The organism is Roseovarius atlanticus (genome assembly GCF_019802205.1).
Taxonomy (GTDB): domain Bacteria; phylum Pseudomonadota; class Alphaproteobacteria; order Rhodobacterales; family Rhodobacteraceae; genus Roseovarius; species Roseovarius atlanticus_A.
On sequence record NZ_JAHVHQ010000003.1, the window covers coordinates 971518 to 993914 of the forward strand.

Genomic DNA, 22397 nt, shown 5'->3' on the forward strand with positions numbered 1-22397 from the left:
CGGTGCCCGTGCACAATGACACAGGCGAATCGCTTTGTGAATCCCCTTTCACATCAAAGCGCTTAAAGGCTACTACTCGTCCTTGAGGAGAGTCATTCATGCCACAATTGCCCCCCGACGCCGCGCTGCTCACCCACGACGTGACGAACCAGCCCGCGGCCCGTGGCGACGTGGATCTTTTCGCCACCGATCCGGCCCTGGCGGACCATGCCGGAGCGGCGGGGGCCGACATCGCGCATCTTGCCGCCTACGGCGAAACCATCGGCACCGCCGCCATGGCCGAGGCGGGCCGCGCGGCCAACCGTACCCCGCCCGAACTGGTGCTCTTCGACACAGGCGGGCGCAGGCTGGACGAGGTCCGGTTTCATCCCGCCTATCACGATCTCATGCGCACCGGCATCGGCGCGGGCTATGCCGCCATCGCGTGGGAAGGGGCGCCGGGCGGCCATGCCACCCATGCCGCGATGGTCTATCTGACCAGCCAGGTCGAACCCGGCGTGTGCTGCCCCATGACCATGACCTACGCCGCCGTGCCCGCGCTTCAGGCAGATAGCGGGCTCTTCGACGCATGGGTGCCCAAGCTGCTCAGCCGCGCCTACGATCCCGCACCCAAGCCGCTGGCGCGCAAGCCCGGCGCGACGCTCGGCATGGCCATGACCGAGAAACAGGGCGGCTCGGACGTGCGCGCCAACACCACCCGCGCCGCGCCCGATGGCGACGCCTACGTGCTGCGCGGCCACAAGTGGTTCTGCTCGGCGCCCATGTCCGACGGTTTCCTGACGCTGGCGCAGGCGCCCGGGGGCCTCACCTGTTTCCTCGTGCCCCGCTGGCTCGAGGGGCGGCGCAACACGATCCACATCCAGCGCCTCAAGGACAAGCTCGGCAATCGCGCCAACGCGTCCGCCGAAATCGAATATGCCGACGCGGTGGCCCACCGTCTGGGCGAGGAAGGCGAGGGCGTGAAGACCATCCTCGACATGGTCCACCACACCCGGCTCGACACCGCCATGGCGCCGGCGGGCCTGATGCGGGCCGCGCTGTCCCATGCCGCCCACTGGGCCCGCCATCGCACGGCCTTTCAGAAAACGCTGATCGACCAGCCCCTGATGCGGTCGGTGCTGGCGGACCTCGCGCTCGACTGGGAGGGCACGCTGGCGCTGGGGATGTTCGTGGCGGCGCAGTTCGACCGCGACACCGACGCGGCCCGCGCATTCGCCCGAGTCGCCGTTGCGCTGGCCAAGTACATGGGCAACAAGCTGTGCCCCAACCTGGTCTACGAGGCGATGGAGGTGCTTGGCGGCATGGGCTATGTCGAGGATACGGCCCTGCCGCTCCTCTACCGCGAGGCCCCGCTCAACTCGATCTGGGAAGGGTCGGGCAACGTCATCTGCCTCGACATCCTGCGCACCCTGCGCAAGGTGCCGCTCTCGGGCGAGGTCCTCAGCCGCGAGCTGGGGGCGGTGGCCGGTCAATACTGGCGCTACGACGCGGCGCTCAACGCCCACATCACCCGCTTTCCCCGCTTGCCGGACGAGGCGCAGGCCCGCTGGTACGTCGAAAGCCTCGCCACGCTGCTCACGGCCTCCGTCCTCATCCGTCACGCGCCTCCCGCGGTGGCCGAAGCCTATGTCGCCACGCGGCTCGCGGGCGAGCGCGGCCGCACCACCGGCGCCATCGGTGCGGTCGACACCGACGCGATCCTGTCGCGGCTTTAGGGCCGTCACGCGCCTCCCTTTAACCCGTCATCCTCGGGCCTGACCCGAGGATCTCCCGCAATCAGAGATCCCGGATCAGGTCCGGGATGACGTCGCGCCTTTGACATGCGCGCGCCCTCGCCACCCCGATCACCCGTCCCGGGCCTGACCCGGGACCTCCTGCCGTCAAAACTTGAAGTCAACGCCCGCTCAAATCACCCCGCGCGGATTCGAGGCGCAGCAAGCTGCGCCGCCGCGCATCGCCGGGCCGCCCCCACGGCACGGCGATCTGGCCAAGCTTCGTGCCCCGCTCGTTTGTTTTTCGGATATGGCAACCATAAAGCGTTCAGAATCCCCGGAAGATCGCCATGCCGCGGCCCGTCGACGCGCGGTTTCCAGTCTCGGGATTGGCCGTCCCGGGCCTGACCCAGGCCTCTACCCCTTCAAATGTATCGCGAACCGCTTGCGTATCTCCGCATCCAGCATCGGGTTCAGCCGCGCCGCCGATCGCTGCGACAGGATCTCCTCCTTCCGCGCCACGGCCTTCGCCACCAGGTCCGGCTTGCCCTTTTCCACCCACTCCTTGGGCGAGGACCTGTCCCCCAGTTTGGGATAACAATGATCCCGCTGCATCCGCGCCAGCGTCGCCTCGGTGCCCAGGTAATGCCCCGGCCCCCCGATGCAGACCGCCTCCATCTGGTCCAGCGCCAGCGTCTCGTCGTCCACCTCGATCCCGCGCACACAGCGCAGCGCCTGGCCGATCAGGTCATCGCCCAGGATCAGGCTCTCGTGACAGAACCCCAGCAGGGACGCGTGCATCCCCGCCGCCTCGTAGACCATGTTCACGCCCGCGAGCCCCGCCATCACGTTCGAGCACATCTGCTCCCACCCGGCCTGCATGTCGGGCAGCTTGGAATCCGACGCGCCCCCCGCCGCTCCGCCGGGCACGCCGTAGAACTGGTGCATCTGCGCGCAGCCCGCGCTCAGCAATGCCTGCTCGCCCGACCCGATCGACATCGCCCCGGTACGCAGGTCCAGCCCGAAGGGCCAGGTGCCGAAAATGCAGGGATGCCCCGGCTTCACCGCGTTGACATAGACCAGCCCGGCAAGGCACTCCGCCGTGGCCTGCATGATCGCCCCTGCGATGGTCGACGGCGCCGTCGCGCCCGCCATCCCGGCCGAGAGCAGCAGCACCGGCATCCCGCCCTCGATGCAGCGTTCCATCACCTCGCAGGACTCGGTGGCGAACCGCATAGGCGGCACCACGAAACAGTTGGAATTGCTGACGAAGGGCCGTTCGCGAAACTTATCCTCGCCGCCCGCGATCATGTAAACCATCTCCATCGCCGGGCCCACGTGATGCGGCTCGGTAAAGGACGTGCCCACATGCTTCGTCGTGCCCGTGCAGCAGGCATAGACGGTGTTCAGCTCCATCTCCATGTTGTCGGCAATGTCCCGCGCCACCATGGGCCGCTGACAGAAATGCACGTTGTCCAGCACGTCGACGATCCGCGCCGCATCGTGCAGGTCCTGCACCGTGCTTTCGCGGTAATTGCGCCCGTCCACGTCCACCATGTTCACCGCAGCACCCGCGGTGCCGTAATGCACCCGGGCGCCGCCCAGGTGCAGGTCGTTCAGCCCGTCGCGGCTGAACAGCGTGATCTCGCGATTGGCCCGCGCGATGGTGTCCTCCAACAGCGCACGGGGAAAGCGGATGCGCCCGTCGTCGCCCTGAACGGCTCCGGCGGCGGTCAGATAGGCGATACCGCTTGCCGGCGCGCCCGACAGCCCGATGCGTTCCAGCGCATCGAGCGCGGTGTCGTGGATGCGCGCAATCTGCGCGTCGCTCAGCACTTTCAGCGTGCCGCCCTCCATACCGGGGCGTACGGGGCGCATCAGGGTGTCGAGCGGGGCCGCCCGGCTGGCCCGGCGCGCGGCACGGCCTCCGGTACGGCGGGGGGACAGGTTGTTCATGTCTTGGGTCCTTGGATCGCGGGAAAAGGGAAAGGGGGATGCGTCTCAGCCCCGTCCCGGCCGCCCCCGCGCGGCCCGCCCGCGTTCCGCCCCGATGGTGCGGACCTTCAGTACTATCTTGCAGCGCTGCGCCATGCGCGGCCTCCATCGCCAGCCCGCACGCACGTGACCGCACCGCCGGGCCCAATGGCCGATTTAAGGCGGCAGCCTCGCCTCCGATCTGTCCCGAAAGCGACGCATGGGCCAAAAACGACAGAATCTTACGCCGCAGGGCAGCGAACATGAAAAAGGCCCGCGCGCCTGTCGCGGGCCTCGATGTCGCAGGATGATGTGGCCTACAGCGCCGCGAGGATCGCGGCGGGCAGCCCGACCATGCCGCCAAGTATGATTGCCATCGAAAGTCCCAGACCCTTGAACATGTGTTTCCTCCGCTTGAACCAGGTTACAGGCTGGATTTGTGCGGTCCGCCAAGGGTTTCGACGCGACCGGCGGTCGCAGGGGGCCGCGCGCAAACGCCGATGCCCCCCGTTTCCCGGAACAGCCTTGCCGGTCTTGCAAAGCACCCGTCCCGGGCCTGACCCGGGACCTCTAAGACTCTCAGGCCGCCACGCCCGCCAGGTCCGACGCCATCTCCACCAGACGCGCCAGCGCCTCGCGCAGCCGGTCGTCCGCCACCGTCAGCGCCACGCGCACATGCCCCGCCGCGGCGCGGCCGAAACTCTCGCCCGGCATCACCGCCACCTTGTGGCGGTCCAGCAGCGCCTCGGCGAACGCCTCGCCGGACAGCCCCGTCGCCCGCACGTCCAGCATCACGAACATCGCGCCCTGCGCTGGGATGGGGCGCACCACGTCCTGGCCTTCCAGCAGCCCCAGCACCAGGTCGCGCCGCCGCCGGAAGGGGGCTGCGACCTCTGCCTCGAACTCCGCGCCCTTGCCAAGCGCGTAACACGCCGCCTCCTGCACGAAGCCGGCCACGCCATAGGTCGTGTGGGTCGACAGGTTGCCCATATGCGAAATCGCGTCCTCCGGCCCCACGACCCAGCCGATGCGGCTGCCGGTCATGGCGTGGCTCTTGGACAGCGACCCGATCACCAGCGTGCGGTCGGCCATCCCGTCCAGCATCCGGGGGCTCAGGTGGTCGCCCTCCCACAGCTGCGTGTCGTAAACCTCGTCCGAGATCAGCCACATGTCGTGGTCCCGGCATACCCGGCCGATCCCCTCCAGCGTCTCGCGGCCATAGACCGCGCCGGTGGGATTGTTGGGCGTGTTGATCAGCAGGCTTTTCGCCCCGTCCGCAGCCGCCGCGATATCGACCGGGTCGGGTTGAAACATCCGCTCGGGCCGGGCGGCCACGGCGACGTCTTGCGCGCCCACGGCCCGGATCGTGCCGGGGTAGGTGGCATAGAACGGGTCGATATATAGCGCCCGGTCGCCCTCGTCACAGGCCGCGTGATGCGCCGCGAAGAGCCCGGCCTGGCCGCCCGGCACCACCAGCACGTTGTCCGGCGTGGTCGCCACACCCGTCCGCGCGGTCACCCGCCGGGCCACCGTCTCGCGCAGGTTCAGGTTGCCGTTGAACATGGAATAGCCCACATGCCCCGCCTTGGTGGCGGCATGCATCGCGTCCAGGATGCTGTCATCGGTGCCGATATCGTGCTCGCCGATGGTCAGCATGGCGACATCCTCGCCCGCATCCATCATGTCCTTGGCCTTGTAATAGACGTCCCAGCCGTCCGATCCGCCGCCCGTCAGCCCCGTGATCCGCTTCGACAATGCCATGCCAGCCTCCTTCGCTCGGTCGCCGTCACATGGCCCGGCACCCTTTACGAAGTCAAGCAGGTGGCTCGCGCCCCTCAGATCTCGTCCGAGCGGTCCCCCATCACGTATCGCGGCCCCGGTCCGCGCACCCGCGCCTTGTCCTTCGGGTTGTAAAGCGCGCAGGTCTTCAGCGACAGGCAGCCGCAGCCGATACACCCGTCCAGCCGCGCCCGCAGCGCCTGCATCTGCGCGATCCGTTCGTCCAGCACCGCTCCGAACCGGCGCGAGATCCGCGCCCAGTCCGCCTTGCCCGGCGTGCGGTGCTCGGGCAACTCGGCCAGCGCCGCGCGGATCTCGGGCAGACTGAAGCCCAGCCCCTGCGAGATCATCACGAAGCTCAGCCGCCTGATGTCCGACCGCGCATAGCGCCGGTGCCCGGCGTCGTTGCGATCCGGGCGCACCAGCCCCTCGTCCTCGTAATAGCGGATCGCCGACGGCGCGAGGCCGGTGCGCTCGGCGACATAGCCGATCGTCAGGCCGCGATCCGGCAAGGGTCTGACGGGCATGAGAATTTTCCCTCTTGGCTTCAAGTTAACTTGAAGGATTACGCTGATTTCACAACGGAATCAAGCTTGCAAAGGAGCGCCCCATGAAACTCGAACATGTCAACATCACCGTCCCCGATCCCAGGGCCAGCGCCGCGATCCTGTGCGATCTCTTCGGATGGCACGTCCGCTGGCAGGGGGCGGCCAAGGACAACGGCTTTACCGTTCACGTGGGCGACGACGACAGCTATCTCGCGCTCTACGCGCCCGACAAGGACCTTCAGCCGACAGGAGAGACCTATGGCCGGATCGGCGGCCTGAACCACGTGGGCGTCACCGTGGACGACCTCGGGGGAACCGAGGCGAAGGTCAAGGCCGCCGGCTACACGCCCCACAACCACGCCGACTACGAACCGGGGCGGCGGTTCTATTTCGACGGTCCCGACGGGATCGAGTTCGAGGTGGTGACCTATGACTGACATCGGACGCAACCGGCGCGCCATCGGCCTCCTGCTCTATACCGGGGCGCTTCTGGGCACCGGCCTGCCGCTGGGCAAGCTGGCCGCCGCGGCCGGGGTGCCGCCGCTGGTCTGGGCCATGGTGATCTCCGCCGGGGCCGCCGGCGTGCTGATCCCGGTGCTGGTGCTGCAGCGGCGCTTCGCGCTGCCCCGGGGGCGGATGCTGCGCTATTCAGCCATTTCCGGCGTGCTCAGCTTTGCCGCGATCAATGCGCTTCTCTTCCTGCTGATCCCGCATGTCGGGGCAGGCTATGCGGGGCTGATGTTCGGGCTGGCCCCGGTGACGACGCTCGCCGTGACGGTCATGGCTGGCCTTGCCATGCCGCCGCGCCTGGGGGTGATCGGCATCGGGGTCGGCCTTGCGGGGGCGGCGCTGGTCGCGGTCACGCGGGGCGGGGCCGACGGGGCAGGGGGCGTGGGCTGGCCGCTCCTGGGGTTCGCCCTGCCGGTGATCCTGGCCATCGGCAACCTCTACCGCACGCTCGACTGGCCCGAGGGGGCGCACCCCGCCGCCCTGGCGGCCTGGAGCCATGTCTTCGCGCTCCTGGCGCTCGGCCTGCTGCAAATCGCCCTGACCGGCGACGTGCCGCTCGAACGCCTGCACGCCGTGCCGCATCTCGTCCTGCCCCAGATGCTGGTCGCGGGCCTGACCTTTCCGGCCTATTTCGCCCTGCAACGCGCGGGCGGCCCGGTGCTGCTCAGCCAGATCGGCTATGTCACCGCCGCGGTCGGGCTGGCCACCGGCACGGTCTTCCTGGGCGAGGTCTATGCCCCGCTGACCTGGGCCGGGGCGGCGGTGATCGCCATCGGCATTGCCCTGACCATCCGCGCGCAGCTCTCCCCGGCGCCGGAGGTCCCCCGGCGGGCGCCCTCCGCGGGATGCGCTTGACCGGGCGGGGGCGGCCTCTTATGGTCGCCCCCATGACCGTTGCACCCATCACCATTTGCTGCATTACCCGCTGACATCGTCAGGCGGGCCGGTCTTCTATTCCATCCTTGAATGTTAGTTGCTAAGCCCGCCGCGGGACCACGCGCGCGAGGACGCCATGACAACACTAAAACTCCACAACACCCGCACCCGGAAGAAAGAGGTGTTCGAGCCTCTGAACAAGGACGATGTGCGCATGTATGTCTGCGGCCCCACCGTCTATGACCGCGCCCACTTGGGCAACGCGCGGCCCGTGGTGGTGTTCGACGTGCTCTACCGGCTCTTGCGGCATGTCTATGGCGCGGATCACGTCACCTACGTGCGCAACTTCACAGACGTGGACGACAAGATCAACGCGCGCGCCGCCGAGACCGGGCGGGATATCTCCGACATCACCGCCGAAACCACCCAGTGGTTCCTCGCCGACATGGGCAGACTTGGCGCGCTCGAACCCGATCAGATGCCCCGCGCGACGCAGTATATCCCGCAGATGGTCACGATGATCGAGAAACTCATCGCCGACGGCCATGCCTACGTCGTCGAAGGCCACGTCCTCTTCCGCGTCCGCTCCTATCAGGACTACGGCAAGCTCTCGGGCCGCTCGGTCGACGACATGGTGGCAGGCGCGCGGGTCGAGGTCGCGCCCTACAAGGAGGACCCGATGGATTTCGTCCTCTGGAAACCGTCCGATGAGACTCAACCCGGCTGGGACTCACCCTGGGGCCGGGGCCGCCCCGGCTGGCACATCGAATGCTCGGCCATGAGCTATGAACTCCTGGGCGAAAGTTTCGACATCCACGGCGGCGGCAACGACCTGATGTTCCCCCACCACGAGAACGAGATCGCCCAAAGCTGCTGCGCGCACCCCGAGGGGAACTTCGCCAACTTCTGGCTGCATAATGAGATGCTTCAGGTCGAGGGCAAGAAGATGTCCAAGAGCCTGGGGAACTTCTTCACGGTGAAGGACTTGCTCGATCAGGGCATGCCGGGTAACACGGGCGTTCCGGGGGAGGTGATAAGGTTTGTCTTCCTATCCACCCATTATCGAAAGCCCATGGATTGGCGGCAAGCTTCTGCTGTTTCGGCAAAGAAACGACTGGATATCTGGGCTTCAGAAGTTGCTCACCTCAAGCGTTTCCGCTCGGAGATTAACGACAATTCTGAGGCATTCATTCGATCCAATGTTGACCAGAATGTCGTCGATGCATTGTGCGACGACCTGAATACTTCTCTGGCCATTACGCACCTGATTTCATTGGCGAAGTCATTGGAGGGTCCGTCGCGGGCGAGCTTGTCGAATGATCAAGTCGAGCAAACAGCTAAAAGGCTACTGGCTGGATGTGCTTTGCTTGGGATTGACTTGTTTTCCTATGACGAAACGGAAGACGATGCCATGCTTCACCCTGCGCTTTCCGACGAGGTGCTTAGAGAAAGAATTGTTTCTCTAGTATGGGAGCGGCAAGATGCCAAGAAATCGAAGAATTTCGGCCGCGCCGATGAAATTCGTGATGTTTTGACAAATGCAGGAGTGGTAATTGCCGATACTCCCCAAGGTCCCGAATGGGATATCGGCCCTGACTTCGACCCCGCCAAACTGGAGGCCCTCAAATGACCCTCCACTCGATCTGTTTCGCCCGGCGGCACGCCGGGCCGCGCCCGACCCTCCCCCCGGGAGGGCGCTTTGCCAACGTCACGCGCCGAACCCGTGTTCGACTTGATTGCGCCGCTCCGCACCGCTCAAACCAGGCACATGCCCTCCCAGGCTCGGGCGCGGCCCTTCCCGCCAAGGGAAACACCCAATGACCAAGACCCGCCTCAGCCTCTACGACACCACGCTGCGCGACGGGCAGCAAACGCAAGGCGTGCAATTCTCCACCGCCGAGAAGCAGGCCATCGCCACCACGCTCGACGCGCTCGGCGTCGATTACATCGAAGGCGGCTGGCCCGGGGCCAACCCCACCGACAGCGCCTTTTTCGACGCCGCCCCCGAGACCCGCGCGCGCCTCACTGCCTTCGGCATGACCAAGCGCGCCGGGCGCAGCGCGGAGAACGACGACGTGCTGGCCGCCGTCATGAACGCCGGCACCGCCTCGATCTGCCTCGTCGGCAAGACCGATATCTTCCACGTCGAAACCGCGCTGGGCATCACGGCGCAGGAAAACCTCGAGAGCATCTCCGCCTCCATCGCCCATATCGTGAAACAGGGCCGCGAGGCGCTGTTCGATGCCGAGCATTTCTTCGACGGCTTCGCCCGCGACCCCGCCTATGCGCTCGATTGCCTGAAGGCCGCGCATCAGGCAGGTGCCCGCTGGATCGTGCTCTGCGACACCAATGGCGGTACGCTGCCGCACCGCATCGCCGACGTGGTCTCGGACGTCATCGCCGCCGGCATCCCCGGCGAGCGCCTGGGCATCCACACCCATAACGACACCGAGAATGCCGTCGCGGGCAGCCTGGCGGCCGTGGATGCCGGCGCCCGCCAGATCCAGGGCACGCTCAATGGCCTGGGCGAACGCTGCGGCAACGCCAACCTCACCGCGCTCATCCCGACGCTTCTGCTCAAGGAACCCTATGCCAGCCGCTACGCCACCGGCGTCACGGCGCAGGCGCTCGAAGGCATCACCATGGCCTCGCGCCAGCTGGACGAGATCCTCAATCGCGTCCCGATGAAGCAATCCGCCTACGTGGGCGCCTCGGCCTTCGCCCACAAGGCCGGGCTGCACGCCAGCGCCATCGTCAAGGACCCGACGACCTACGAGCATATCGACCCCGCCAGCGTCGGCAACGCCCGCATCATCCCCATGTCCAACCAGGCGGGCCAGTCCAACCTGCGCAACCGCCTTGCCGAGGCCGGGCTGGAGATCGCCAAGGACAACCCCGCGCTCCCGCGCATCCTCGAAGAGGTCAAGACCCGCGAGAATCGCGGCTACACCTACGACATGGCGCAGGCGAGTTTCGAGCTGGTCGCCCGCCGCGAACTGGGCCTTCTGCCCGAGTTCTTCGAGGTCAAGCGCTACAAGGTCACGGTCGAACGCCGCAAGAACAAGTACGACAGGATGGTGTCGCTGTCCGAGGCCGTGGTGGTGGTCAAGGTCGACGGGGAAAAGAAACTGTCCGTCAGCGAGTCGATGGACGAGACCGGCACAGATCGTGGCCCGGTGAACGCGCTCGCCCAGGCGCTGGCCAAGGATTTGGGCCGCTACCAGGACGCCATCGCCGACATGCGGCTGGTGGACTTCAAGGTGCGCATCACCCAGGGCGGCACCGAGGCGGTCACCCGCGTCATCATCGACAGCGAGGACGGGCAGGGGCGGCGCTGGTCCACCGTGGGCGTGTCGCCCAACATAATCGATGCGTCGTTCGAGGCGCTGCTCGACGCCATAAACTGGAAACTCCTGCGCGACGGCGGCGAGGCCTGAGAGGTGGACGAGGCCTTCCTCACTTTGCACCGCCAGATGACGCGACAGGGTCCGGGAACGCCCGAGGATGTCCGCTGGGCGCTCAGCCAGCTCGACCTGCCCGACGCGCCCCACGTGCTCGACGCCGCCTGCGGCCCCGGCGCCGACCTCGTGACGTTGGCCGAGGCGCTGCCGCGGGCCACGATCGAAGGCATCGACCAGCTGCCCCACCTTGTCGAAGAGGCCCGCACCGCCACCGCCCGCTTCACCAACGTCACCGTATCGACCGGCGACATGGCGCAGATCAGCGGCTTTTACGACCTCATCTGGTGCGCCGGCGCGCTCTACTTCCTAGGCGTCACCGAAGGGCTGAAGCTCTGGAGGCGTGCCCTCACGACCGATGGCGCGGTTGCCTTCTCCGAACCCGTGCTCGCCCCCGACGCCCCGCAGGCGGCGAAAGACTTCTGGGCCGACTACCCGGCAATCTCCGACCTTTCCGGCATCACCGCGCGGGTCGAGGCGGCCGGCTGCACCGTGCTGAACCACCGCCTCATCACCGGCAGGGCCTGGGCGGAGTATTACGCCGAACTCGGCGGCCGCATCGCCACCCTGCGCCCTGGCGCGGACGCGGCATTGACCGGCGTGCTCGACGCCGCACTGCGCGAAATCACCCTCTGGCGGCAGGCCCCCGGCGATATCGCCTACGCGCTCATCCTTGCGCGCCCCGGTTTCGGGCCTACCTGACGGCCATGGCGCTCGACCCCGACATCATGGCCTGCGCGGGCCTTGTTGAGCGCGGCGACCCCGAGCGTTTCGCCGCCACCATGGCCGCCCCCGTGCCCGTGCGCGAAAAGTTCTTTCCGCTCTACGCCTTCAATGTCGAGGTCTCCCGCGCGCCGTGGGTGACGCAGGAATCGATGATCGCCGAGATGCGCCTGCAATGGTGGCGCGACGTGCTGGAAGAGATCCGCACCGGCGCCGAGGTCCGCCGCCACGAGGTCGCCACGCCGCTTGCATCCGTGCTGGACACGGACATGGCCGCACGGTTGGACGCCTTGGTCGAGGCCCGCCGCTGGGACATCTACCGCGACCCGTTCGAGGACATGAGCGCCTTCCGCGCCCACCTCACCAACACCTCCGGTCTGCTGCTGCTCGCCGCCGCGCGCGCCTTGGGAGACGCGCCGGAAGACCCGATCCTCAAGGCAGGCTACGCCCAGGGCGTCGCCAACTGGCTGCGCGCCGTGCCGGAACTGGAACGCCAGGGCCGCATCCCGCTGGTCGAAGGCACCCATGCCGCCATCCGCGCCCTGGCCGACGACGCGCTCACCGCACTCTCCGAGGCCCGCCGCGCGCGCCTTGCGCCCGGGGTCCGCCCCGCCATGCTGGCCCTCTGGCAGACCGACGCGATCCTGAAAAAGGCCCGCCGCGACCCTGCCGCCGTCTCGGAAAACCGCCTGACACTGCCGCCTTTCCGCTCCCGCCTCGGGCTGATGCACCGGGCCCTGACCGGACGCTGGTAAACAGAGCGCCTCCGGCGCGCTCCATCCGGTGGAATGAGGGGCGCTGCCCCTCAAACTCCCCGGAGTATTTCCGGCAAGAAAAAGCCTCAGGCTGTCTTCGGCCGCAGCACCAGCCAGATCAGCGCGCCACCCGCCAGGGTCAGAAGCGGCACCATGGCCAGGTTCACCGCCGTCCACCCGGCTTCCGCCGTGCTGCCCGAACAATTCATCAACCCGCCCGAGGCCAACGACGCCACCGTGACACCGCCAAAGACCAGCAGGTCGTTCATCCCCTGCATCCGGCCCCGCTCATGCGCGTCATGCGCGCCCGCCAGCATGGTCGTCGCCCCGATAAAGCCGAAATTCCATCCCAGCCCCAGCAGGATCAGGGCGATGAAGAAATTCTCCAGCTCCACCCCCTGCAGCGCCACCACGCCCGCGGCGGCCAGGATCACAAGGCCCGCGCCCACGATCCGCTCCACCCCGAACCGCGCGATCAGGTGCCCGGTGAAAAAGGACGGCGCGAACATGGCCAGCACGTGCCCCGTGACGATATCCGCCGCGTTGCCCTCGTCGAACCCGCACCCCACCACCGCCAGCGGGGTCGAGGTCATCACCAGGTTCATCAGCGCATAGGACACCATGGCGCAGATCACCGCCACCGCGATCCGCGGCGTGGTCAGCAGTTCCCACCGCGTACGCCCCCTGGGGCTGTCCGGCGCCGGCGGCGGGGGTTTGGGAATGTCGAGGAAGAAGAACAGCAGCGCGCCAGCCAGGTTGATCGCGATCACCGCCAGGTACGTGCCCAGGAACGGAACCACCATCGCCTGGCTCGTCACCTTCACCAGTTGCGGCCCGATGATCGCGCTCGCCAGCCCGCCCGCAAGGACATAGGAAATCGCCTTGGGCCGGAAATCGTCGCTCGCGGTGTCCGCCGCGGCGAAGCGGTAAAAGCCCTGCGCCGACATGTAGATCCCGGTCAGGAAACTGCCCGCCAGATACACCGGAAAGGACGCCAGGTAGAGGCCATAGCCCGCGATCGCCGCCCCTGCGGCTCCCCCCGTGGTCCCGATCAGGAACCCGGCCTTGCGCCCGAACCGCTGCATCACCATCGACAGCGGGTTGGCCGAGATCATCGAGCCCAGTACGATCAGCGAGATCGGCAGCGTGGCGAAACAGACATTGCTGGCAAGGCTCTGCCCGGCCAGCCCGCCGACGACGAAGATCATCGCCATCTGCGCCCCCAGGAGGGCCTGCGCCAGTACCAGCACGATCACGTTGCGCTTCGCGCGGCGGTCATCTTCAAGGGGCAGGGCGGTCTCGGTCATGCCGCCTTGCTAGCCCCCTCTCGAGAGGCCCACAAGACCCGAAATCAATACCGGCTCCTGCTTTTCCTCTGGCCATAAATATCCCGGGGAGCGCGAGGGGCAGCGCCCCTCGCATCGGTCGTATTGCGCAAGGCGCAATGCGAAATTGGCCCATTGGCGCGACGGGCTTGCCCGCCTATAGTCCGCCGGCCATGCCGAGACGACCCGTTCCCCCATCCCCAAGGCCCGCCCCGTGACGCTCCTTCTCCTGGCCGGAACGGGCGAGGCCAAGGCCATCGCCACCCGACTGCGCAAGGAGGGCATCGCGGCAACCGCGTCGCTCGCCGGCGCGTCCCGCGCGCCCGCGCCTCTCGATATTCCCACCCGCAGCGGCGGCTTCGGCGGTGAGGCCGCGTTCCGCGCCTACCTCTCCGGGCATGCCATCACCGCCGTTCTCGACGCCACGCACCCCTTCGCCGACCGGATCTCGCAGCGCACCGCCCGGGTCTGTGCCGGTCTCGGCATTCCCTATTGCCAGGTCCTGCGCCCGCCCTGGGCACCGGGGCCGGGCGACGACTGGACCCTGATCGACCGGGAGGAGGAGGCCGCCGCCCACATCGCTCCGGGCGCGACCGTCTTTCTCGCCACCGGGCGCCAGACGCTTCACCGCTTCGCCAACCTTTCGTCCTGCACCGTCATCAGCCGCCAGATCAACGTGCCCGACACGCCGTTTCCCTTCCCGAACGGCCGCTTCCTGCCCGGCACCCCGCCGTTCTCGGAAGGCCAGGAATACGACCTCTTCAAATCGCTCGGTGTCGACTGGCTCGTCGCCAAGAACGCCGGCGGCCCCACGCCCCGCACCAAGCTCGACGCCGCACGCCGCCTGGGCCTCCGCGTGGCCCTCATCAACCGACCGCCCCAGCCGGAGGCCCGCCGCGTCGAAACCGTCGAGGACGCCCTTGCCTGGGTACGTTCGCTGTGACCGGGCGCATCATCCACACCGATGCGGACGTGGCCGAAGGCGTGGCGCATCTCACCGCCATCTGCCCCCGCATGGCCCATGCCCACGCGCAGACAGGCCCGCTGCCGCTGCGCCGCAAGCCCGACGGGTTCGCGGAACTGCTCAGCGCCATCGTCAGCCAGCAGGTCTCCACCGCCTCCGCCGCCGCCATCTGGAATCGCATGAAAACCGCCCGGCTCACCGGCCCCCGCAAGATCCAGTGGGCCTCCGACGACGACCTGCGCGCCGCGGGCCTCAGCCGCCAGAAAATCCGCTATGCCCGCGCGCTCGCCGGGGCCGGGATCGACTTCAAGGCGCTGCGCGACACCCCGACCGACGAGGTCATCGCCACCCTCACGCAAGTCGCCGGCATCGGCACCTGGACGGCCGAGATCTACGCCATGTTCTCGCTCGGCCGCGCGGATGTCTTCGCCCCCGGCGACCTTGCCCTGCAAGAGGCCGCGCGCCTCCTCTACGACCTGCCCGAACGCCCCCGCGACCGCGCCCTGCGCGACATGGCGCGCGCCTGGAGCCCGTGGAGATCGGTTGCAGCCCGCCAGCTCTGGGCCTACTACCGTGTGGCGAAACAAAGGGAAGGCATCAGATGACCCGCGTACTTCAGGCTGGCCGCAAGGAACCCATGTCGGGCACGACCCGCTCCGTCGTCGTCTTCCTGCATGGCTACGGCGCCAACGGGGCCGACCTCCTGGGCCTGGCCGACCCGCTGGCCGAACACCTGCCGGACACGCTCTTCGTCGCCCCCGACGCGCCCGAGACGATCCCGATGATGCCCACCGGCTACCAATGGTTCCCGATCCCCTGGATCGACGGCTCGAGCGAGGAAGAGGCCCATCGCGGACTCGTCGCCGCCGCCGAGGATCTCAACGCTTTCCTCGACGCGCTCATGGTGGACGAGGACGTGCTGCCCGAACAGGTCGTGCTCTTCGGCTTCTCGCAAGGCACGATGATGGCCCTGCACGTGGCCCCCCGGCGCGAGGACGAAATCGCCGGCATCGTCGGCTTCTCGGGCCGCCTCCTGCAACCCGAACTCCTGGCCGACGAGGTGGTCAGCCGCCCGCCGGTGCTGCTGGTCCATGGCGACGCCGACGACGTGGTGCCGCCGCAATCCTTGCCCGAGGCCGCCGAGGCGCTGCAATCCGCCGGCTGGAAAGAGGTTTATGCCCATGTGATGAAAGGCACTGCCCACGGCATCGCCCCCGATGGCCTGTCCGTGGCGCTCGCCTTCATGCGCGACAAGCTCAGCCTCTGAAACCAACGCGGTTTCGCCGTCCACCCGGCGCAATCAGACGCGGTTCCGCCGTTCCCGCGTAGGGTGGGTGAAAACCCACGCGTGCCCCGGCTACTCCCCCGGCACCCCCTGCAAACCGCCGTCCTCCACGGTCTTGACCGACGCCAACCCCAGGATCACCGCCCGCAAGGCGCCCCAGATCCCCACGACCAGCACCGAGGACACCAGCCCGTCCACCGCGTAATGCCACCCAAGGTGCACGGACCCCACCCAGATGAAGAGCGTATAGACGACGCCCGCCAGCCCCAGCCACCGGCTGACCCCGAAGAACAGCAGCGCCCACATTGCCGCCAGCGCCACGTGCATCGACGGCATCGCCGAGATGCCATAGCCCAGCCCGATCGCCCCGGCCTTGTACCCGGCCAGCAACTCCGCCTGGAAGACCTGCGAGGCGATCCCCGGCACCTCCGCCGCCTGTTCCGCCAGCCGGGCTTTCAGCGGGTCGAACACGCCGGCCTCGAACAGCGCCCCGTCATAGACCGGCCCCGCCGAGGCCAGCAGTCCCGCCAGGACACAGCCGATCACGAACCAACTCAGCAGAAACGTCCCGATATAGCAGGCCCGCACAAGCGGCCCGGCCACCATCAGTCCGCACAGGACATAGGCAATCATCATCGGATAGAACCACGCGTGGTAGAATTGGTCGATCCACCATGTCGCCGTCGAGCTGCCGAACACCGCGTGGCTCAGCACCCACGGGTCATGCCCCATGAACATCGCCCGGTCCCACGCGATGAAATCCGCATCCCACGTGAACCCGTGGTTCGGCAGCACCACGGTCTTGTGCACGGTGAAACTGGCCATCGTCACGATGAACGCCACCAGGGGCACCACCACGTTCAGAAACCTTGCCCGCCGCTGATGCGCCAGCCACTCCTTCACGAACCCCAGCCGGTCCACCGCCGCCGGGCCGCGCACCGACTGCCGGATCAGTCCGCAACACAGGAGGATCAGCGCCCCCGCCGCCCACATGCTCAGGCCCAGCCCGGTGTAATGCACCAAAGGCACCGCGAAATGCCGCAAAGAGACCGCCGGCGCCGCCCAGGTCCAGACAAGAATGGCAGCGGTCGCGGCCAGGAAGATGCGGTTTACGATGCGGTCCATGCCAAACCCCGTGGTCTCCAGCCTGTGCCGGATGCCACGCGGGCCGCCCCATTTTGAGGCGCGATTGCGGTCATTGCATGGAAAAGGGCAGGGCGCGCATCCCTGCAGACATCCGCGTAGGGTGGGTGAAAACCCACGCGCCCGGACCGCTAGAACCTGTTCGCCGGGATCTTGAAATAGCTCCTGCCGTCTTCCTCCGCCTCGGGCAGGCGCCCGCCGCGCAGGTTGACCTGCAACGCCGCCAGCATCCGGTCGGGCAGGGCCAGCGTTGCATCCCTTTTCTCGCGCCGGGCCACGTACTCCGCCTTGCTCGCGCCGTCCCTCAAGTGGATGTTCTCGCGCTTTTGCTGACCCACCGTGCTTTCCCACGCAGGCTCTTCGCGGCTGTCTGAGCCGTAATCGTGCCCGATGAAGACGCGGAACGCCTCCGGGTGGTCCAGGATCCGCATGATGCTGTCATAAAGCTCCGCTGCCGTCCCGCCGGGGAAATCGGCGCGCGAGGTCCCGGCATCCGGCATCATCAGCGTGTCATGGGCAAAGATCGCGTCCCCCACCACATAGGTCACGGACCCCAGCGTATGGCCCGGCGACAGCATCACCTTCACCTCCAGATTGCCGATGTTGAACCTGTCGCCATCGGCAAACAGCCGGTCGAAATGCGGATCGATCGGAAAGGCGTGCGGCGCGTTGTAATAATCCCGCCACAGCGCCGCGATATCGCGCACCTTCTCGCCGATCCCCGTGGGCGCGCCGGTCTGCTCTTTCAGCCAGGCCCCCGCCATCAGGTGATCCGCATGCGGATGCGTGTCGAGGATCCATTCCAGTTCCAGCCCGCGTTCCGCGATGGTGTCCAGCGCCCATCGCGCCGGCGCGAACCCGGTGGCGAAGGATTTCGGGTCCAGCGTCTGCACCACGTCGATCAGCGCCGCCTTCCGGGACTCGGGGCAGATGCAGATATACTGGCAACTGCCTGTATCTTCGTCATAAAACCCGATCACCTCGGGGCTTCCCGCGCCGTTCGACGCGGATGTCCTGCTCAGGATGTCGTCGCTCATGCGATCCCTCCGAATGCTCTAGAAGTGTGCGGTGCCCTACAATCCGTTAACCGGCACCTTCAGCACCGGGTTCCCGTCCTTGTCCGTCGGCACCTTGCCCGCCCGCATGTTCACCTGCAGGGACGGGATGATCAGCCTGGGCATGGCCAGCGTCGCGTCCCGCTCGGTGCGGAACTTGACGAACTCCTCGCGGCTCCTGCCGCCGCCCACATGGATGTTGTGCGCCTTTTCGTCGCCCACGCTGGTTTCCCACGCGATATCCCGGCCATTCGGCCCATAGTCATGACACATGAACAGCCGCATCGCGTCGGGCAGGGCCAGCACCTTCTGGATGCTGTCATACAGCTGCCCCGCGTCCCCGCCCGGAAAATCCGCCCGGGCCGAGCCGCCGTCGGGCATGAAGAGCGTATCCCCAACGAAGGCCGCGTCGCCCATCACATGCACCATGCAGGCCGGCGTATGGCCGGGCGTGTACATGGCGAAACAGGTCATCCCGCCCACCATGTAGGTGTCGCCATCCTCGAAGAGGGCATCGAACTGCGAGCCGTCGCGCTGAAACTCGGTGCCCTCGTTGAACACCTTGCCGAACGTGTCCTGCACGACCATGATCTTGGACCCGATGCCGATCTTCCCGCCCAGCTTCTCCTGGATATAGGGCGCGGCGGAAAGGTGGTCGGCATGGACATGCGTCTCGATGATCCACTCCAGCCGCAGGCCCTGCGTCTCGATCTGCCGGATCAGTTCGTCGGCATGGTCATAGGTGATCCGCCCGGCGGCGTAATCTATGTCCATCACGCTGTCGACGATGGCACAGGCGGCGCTGCCGGGGTCCTTCACGATATAGCTGATCGTGTTGGTGGCCGCATCGAAAAAGCCCTGCACCTGCGGGTGCACCTCCATCCGGACGGGATACTCGGTCATCGTCATGCCTCCTTTACGCCTCGGTCTTTCGCGGGACCAGCGGAAGTCCCTTTGCCAGCCGCGCCAGCGCCAGCCCGACACCCACCGCGACCAGGAACAGGATAACCTCCCAGCGGCCCGTGCCAAGCGCCGGAATGGCTGCGCCGGGGCAGAACCCCGCGATTCCCCATCCGATACCGAACAGGGCCGATCCGCCCACCAGCCTGCCGTCGATCGCGGTCGAGGTCGGAACCTGGAACCGCCCGGCGAACAGCGGCGCGGACCGCCGCCAGACCAGCCGATAGCCGAGAAACGTCACCACCACGGCGCCCCCCATCACGAAGATCAGGTTCGCATCCCAAGTCCCTGCGATATCGAGAAAATTCAGCACCTTCGCCGGGTTGATCATCCCCGACAGGGTGATCCCCGTGCCGAAAATCATTCCTGTCAGCACCGCGAACAAAAGCTTCATCGCTCAGCCTCCCACCACGTGACGGATGATGTACACGGTGATCGCCGCCGTGCCCATGAAGACCGGCACCGCCACGATCGAGCGCCGCGACAGGCGCGACAACCCGCAGACACCATGCCCCGAGGTACAGCCCGACCCGAGGCTCGCCCCGAATCCCACGACGATCCCGCCGATCAAGATCATCGCCGGGCTGACCGGCACGTCGATCTCGGGCCAGCGCCCGGTCGCCAGGAACATCAACCCCGGCACCAGGACCATCCCCAGCATCAGGGACGCACGCCACGACAGCTCTTCGCGGTCATCGGCAAAGACAAAGCCCGACAGGATGCCGGTCGCGCCGAAAATGCGCCCCAGCCCCAGCATCAGCAGCACCGCCGCCAGCCCGATCAGCGCGCCGCCGCCCAGCGACACGAATGGTGTAAACGCCGTCTCCATCATTTACCGCGCGCAGGTCCGGACGCCGAGGATGGAATAGACCGGGCAGACCCGCACCGCTGCCACGATCAGCATCACGACGCCCAGGCCGGCAGCCCCGTATTTCCAGACCGGCGCCTCGAACGCGGGCAGCCCGCTGAAGAACGCGAGATACAGCAGCACGGCCCCCAGGGCGGCGCGCAGGATGCGGTCGATAGTGCCTACATTGACGGTCATGGTGTCCTCCATGGAAATGATGCCCCATCGGTACGCCTCGGGACGGCGCGCGTCAGTGACATAGTCACCCATCCTGTACGCGCCGGGCCAAAAGCGATGCAGCCTGCAGTGTTGAACCGTGCGGGCGCGCTGATCCGCGTATCACGCACGAAAACAGCCGCCGGTCTCCCGGCGGCTGTCCGCTTCAATTACGAAAGTCGTCACGTGCGTTCAAAGAACGGCGCGTGCGACCCGCAACAGTTGCAGTAACTCGTAATTCTCGTTGTCCATCTGCACCACCTGGCCGTTCACCACGGCGTAGTTCCGGTCGTTCCCAAGTTGCGGCAGGCGGTACAGGTCGATCAGTTCGGCCTGCGTCAGCGCCGCCGTGGGCGACACCGGCACGCCGCCCGTCACGTCGGTCACCTGCGCCAGCTGGTTCACCAGCATCAACGAGCGGTAATCGTCGTCGTCCAGCAGGACCGGCATCCCGTCGATCAGCGCGTAGCGTTGCCCGCGCGGCGCGCGATCCAGCCCGTAAAGCTGCGCAATCTCGTCCGATTGCAGCAACAGGTAGCCGGGATCGGGCTCCACATCGTACCCACGGCCCAGCCAGTCGTCGCGGCGGTCGATCCAGATGCGGTCATAGCGGTCACGGTCATAGGATACCCATTCGTCGTACCCGATGCCATTCCGCGCCAGGCCCGGCGGCACGCAGGGCGGGTTCTTCTTGGCCAGGCCCGGCGGGCAGTTGGCATAAGTCACCAGCTCGTTGCCGGGGACCTCCGACACCACCATGTCCGGCGTCAACAGCGCAAGGCCCGCGCCGGTCAGGATCCGCGTCATGTCGCGGCCGTCGGGGGCAGGGGCCTGGAAAATACGTTCGACGACCTGTTCCCGCTCTGCCGTGGTAAAAACCTGGCGCATTTGGTTGCCATTGCCTTTGTTCACCTTGCCGTCTTTGGCCTTGGCCGCGCGCTCGGCCCCGTTTCCGTTGCCCTTACCGGCCTTTTCGGGCTTGCCCTTGTCTTTGTCCTTGCCGGGGTTGTCCTTTGCCGCCTGCTGGTTGGCCTTGGCAGGCTTGGCCTTGCCATTACCCTTCTCAGCCTTGGCATTGCCCTTGCCGGCATTGCCCTTAATCTTTTTCTGCACGTTGCCGCCGCCCTGGCCCTTCGCCTTGCCATTGCCTTTGCCGCTGTTGCCCTGCGTCAGCCAGACCTGCGCGTCCGGCGCGGCGCCAAGGCCCGTGGCGGTGCCTGCTCCGTGGATCGGGGCGGCGGTCAGCGACGTCGAGGAAAGCGCAAGCGCCAATGCGCTGCCGATGAAGAACTTGGTCATATCGTACACCTTTCATTTCGCATAAAACGCGGCAGCGTCCTGCCGGTTCCGTCCCGCCGCGCCCGGACGCATGACCTTGGCGAAACCGTGCTATGCTGCGGCCACGAACAGGAGACATGCATGACAAACGCCACATCCATTTCCGATCACTGGGGCAAGGGCGACGTCTACGCCCGCATCCTCGACACGATGAAGCGCGCCGGACTCAATCCCGACACCGTCACTGTCGAACAGCTCGCCCCGGTGGATCATTTCCACGCCAGGGGCTTTCCGGCGACCGTCGAGTTGGCTGACGCCCTGCCGGTCTCCCGGGGCGACCGTCTTGTCGATATCGGCTGCGGCCTCGGCGGCCCGGCCCGCTATCTTGCACGGCGCTTCGGCTGCGAGGTTGACGGAATCGACATCACCGCGCCCTTCGTCGAGGCCGCCAACAAGCTCAGCGAACTGGTGGGGATGCAGGACGACGTGCGCTGCGTGCATGGCGACGGTCAGAAACTCCCCTTCAAGGACGCAACCTTCGACGGCGGCTACACCCAGCACGTGACGATGAACGTGCCCGACCGCGCCGCCTTCTTTGCCGAGGCGTTCCGCGTTCTGAAACCCGGCGCTTTTTTCGCCCTGACCGAGCACGGGCTGGGCGAGACCGGCGCCCCCCATCACCCGGTTCCCTGGTCCGAGGATGGCAGCGGCGCCTACCTGATGCGCCCCGCCGACACCGTCGCGGTGCTGGAACGCGCCGGGTTCGCCGGTATCGAGGTCACCGATACTGGCGCGAAATACGTCGAGGGCTACAAGCGCGCGATGGACATGGCCCGCAAGGGCGAAACGCCCGTCTTTGGCGTGCACATCCTGCTGGGCCCTCAGGCACCGCAAATCGTGCAGAACGCCGCGCGCAACATCGAAGAGCGGCGGACCCACCCGGTGCAGATCATCTGCGTCAAGCCGGGCTAGGCGGGGAGGGACCCCCG

The 22397-nt window shown here is 67.1% G+C and carries 22 protein-coding genes; 11 read left to right on the forward strand and 11 right to left on the reverse strand.

Translation table 11 applies throughout. The annotated features are described in order from the left end of the window. Positions 1-98 precede the first annotated feature (98 nt). Complete coding sequence (locus KUV49_RS10685; protein ID WP_222449934.1) at positions 99-1715, forward strand: acyl-CoA dehydrogenase family protein; 1617 nt, start codon at positions 99-101, stop codon at positions 1713-1715. Between the two features lie 414 nt (positions 1716-2129). Here KUV49_RS10685 and KUV49_RS10690 read toward each other — a convergent pair whose 3' ends face one another. From KUV49_RS10690 to soxR, 3 genes are all read right to left on the reverse strand, one after another. Further along, a complete protein-coding gene (locus KUV49_RS10690) occupies positions 2130-3668 on the reverse strand; it encodes a trimethylamine methyltransferase family protein (protein ID WP_222449935.1) in 1539 nt (512 codons plus the stop codon). A 597-nt stretch (positions 3669-4265) separates the two neighbouring features. Beyond that, positions 4266-5447, reverse strand: coding sequence for a pyridoxal phosphate-dependent aminotransferase (locus tag KUV49_RS10695; RefSeq protein ID WP_222449936.1), 1182 nt, complete (start codon positions 5445-5447; stop codon positions 4266-4268). A 74-nt stretch (positions 5448-5521) separates the two neighbouring features. Beyond that, a complete protein-coding gene (gene soxR, locus KUV49_RS10700) occupies positions 5522-5992 on the reverse strand; it encodes a redox-sensitive transcriptional activator SoxR (RefSeq protein ID WP_222449937.1) in 471 nt (156 codons plus the stop codon). Positions 5993-6075: 83 nt separating this feature from the next. Here soxR and KUV49_RS10705 point away from each other — a divergent pair, with 83 nt between their 5' ends. The 6 genes from KUV49_RS10705 to KUV49_RS10730 all read left to right on the forward strand — a co-directional run bounded on the left by KUV49_RS10705 (position 6076) and on the right by KUV49_RS10730 (position 12335). After that, the gene (locus tag KUV49_RS10705; RefSeq protein ID WP_222449938.1) at positions 6076-6450 is read left to right on the forward strand and encodes a VOC family protein; all 375 of its coding nucleotides are present in this window, start codon (positions 6076-6078) and stop codon (positions 6448-6450) included. Beyond that, complete coding sequence (locus KUV49_RS10710; RefSeq protein WP_222449939.1) at positions 6443-7378, forward strand: DMT family transporter; 936 nt, start codon at positions 6443-6445, stop codon at positions 7376-7378. The genes KUV49_RS10705 and KUV49_RS10710 overlap by 8 nt, the downstream gene beginning before the upstream one ends. Before the next feature lie 157 nt (positions 7379-7535). Next, positions 7536-9029, forward strand: coding sequence for a cysteine--tRNA ligase (gene cysS / locus KUV49_RS10715; RefSeq protein ID WP_222449940.1), 1494 nt, complete (start codon positions 7536-7538; stop codon positions 9027-9029). Between the two features lie 187 nt (positions 9030-9216). Further along, positions 9217-10836, forward strand: a complete 1620-nt coding sequence (cimA, locus tag KUV49_RS10720; RefSeq protein WP_222449941.1) for a citramalate synthase — start codon at positions 9217-9219, stop codon at positions 10834-10836. A 3-nt stretch (positions 10837-10839) separates the two neighbouring features. Then, complete coding sequence (locus KUV49_RS10725) at positions 10840-11559, forward strand: class I SAM-dependent methyltransferase (protein ID WP_315900019.1); 720 nt, start codon at positions 10840-10842, stop codon at positions 11557-11559. Positions 11560-11564: 5 nt separating this feature from the next. After that, positions 11565-12335, forward strand: coding sequence for a squalene/phytoene synthase family protein (locus KUV49_RS10730; RefSeq protein WP_222449943.1), 771 nt, complete (start codon positions 11565-11567; stop codon positions 12333-12335). 86 nt (positions 12336-12421) lie between these two features. Here KUV49_RS10730 and KUV49_RS10735 read toward each other — a convergent pair whose 3' ends face one another. Continuing rightward, positions 12422-13642: an MFS transporter gene (locus KUV49_RS10735; protein ID WP_222449944.1), complete on the reverse strand. Its 1221-nt coding sequence runs from the start codon at positions 13640-13642 to the stop codon at positions 12422-12424. Positions 13643-13874: 232 nt separating this feature from the next. Between KUV49_RS10735 and KUV49_RS10740 the strand changes: the two genes are divergently transcribed. Genes KUV49_RS10740 through KUV49_RS10750 form a run of 3 tightly spaced genes read left to right on the forward strand, consistent with a single transcriptional unit; the run spans position 13875 to position 15891 of the window. Further along, positions 13875-14603 (forward strand): cobalt-precorrin-6A reductase, encoded by a 729-nt coding sequence (locus KUV49_RS10740; RefSeq protein ID WP_222449945.1) that lies wholly within the window; start codon positions 13875-13877, stop codon positions 14601-14603. Continuing rightward, entirely contained in the window at positions 14600-15229 is a 630-nt protein-coding gene (locus KUV49_RS10745) for a DNA-3-methyladenine glycosylase family protein (RefSeq protein ID WP_222449946.1), read from the forward strand. The genes KUV49_RS10740 and KUV49_RS10745 overlap by 4 nt, the downstream gene beginning before the upstream one ends. Further along, a complete protein-coding gene (locus tag KUV49_RS10750; protein WP_222449947.1) occupies positions 15226-15891 on the forward strand; it encodes an alpha/beta hydrolase in 666 nt (221 codons plus the stop codon). Before KUV49_RS10745 ends, KUV49_RS10750 begins: the two co-directional genes overlap by 4 nt. A 90-nt stretch (positions 15892-15981) precedes the next feature. On the opposite strand, the gene KUV49_RS10755 is transcribed toward KUV49_RS10750, so the two are convergent. From KUV49_RS10755 to KUV49_RS10785, 7 genes are all read right to left on the reverse strand, one after another. After that, positions 15982-17034 carry a phosphatase PAP2 family protein gene (locus KUV49_RS10755; protein WP_222449948.1) on the reverse strand — a complete coding sequence of 351 codons (1053 nt, stop codon included), beginning with the start codon at positions 17032-17034 and terminating at the stop codon, positions 15982-15984. A 149-nt stretch (positions 17035-17183) separates the two neighbouring features. Beyond that, positions 17184-18089 (reverse strand): MBL fold metallo-hydrolase, encoded by a 906-nt coding sequence (locus KUV49_RS10760; RefSeq protein ID WP_222449949.1) that lies wholly within the window; start codon positions 18087-18089, stop codon positions 17184-17186. 36 nt (positions 18090-18125) lie between these two features. Beyond that, positions 18126-19010: an MBL fold metallo-hydrolase gene (locus KUV49_RS10765; protein ID WP_222449950.1), complete on the reverse strand. Its 885-nt coding sequence runs from the start codon at positions 19008-19010 to the stop codon at positions 18126-18128. Between the two features lie 13 nt (positions 19011-19023). After that, complete coding sequence (locus KUV49_RS10770) at positions 19024-19461, reverse strand: DUF6691 family protein (RefSeq protein ID WP_222449951.1); 438 nt, start codon at positions 19459-19461, stop codon at positions 19024-19026. A gap of 3 nt (positions 19462-19464) precedes the next feature. Further along, positions 19465-19896 carry a YeeE/YedE family protein gene (locus KUV49_RS10775; protein WP_222450968.1) on the reverse strand — a complete coding sequence of 144 codons (432 nt, stop codon included), beginning with the start codon at positions 19894-19896 and terminating at the stop codon, positions 19465-19467. Positions 19897-19899: 3 nt separating this feature from the next. After that, complete coding sequence (locus KUV49_RS10780; protein WP_222449952.1) at positions 19900-20112, reverse strand: DUF2892 domain-containing protein; 213 nt, start codon at positions 20110-20112, stop codon at positions 19900-19902. A gap of 210 nt (positions 20113-20322) precedes the next feature. Continuing rightward, positions 20323-21429 (reverse strand): hypothetical protein, encoded by a 1107-nt coding sequence (locus tag KUV49_RS10785; RefSeq protein ID WP_222449953.1) that lies wholly within the window; start codon positions 21427-21429, stop codon positions 20323-20325. A gap of 120 nt (positions 21430-21549) precedes the next feature. On the opposite strand from KUV49_RS10785, the gene KUV49_RS10790 reads away from it, so the two are divergent. Further along, complete coding sequence (locus KUV49_RS10790; RefSeq protein WP_222449954.1) at positions 21550-22380, forward strand: methyltransferase domain-containing protein; 831 nt, start codon at positions 21550-21552, stop codon at positions 22378-22380. The last annotated feature ends 17 nt before the right edge of the window (positions 22381-22397 follow it).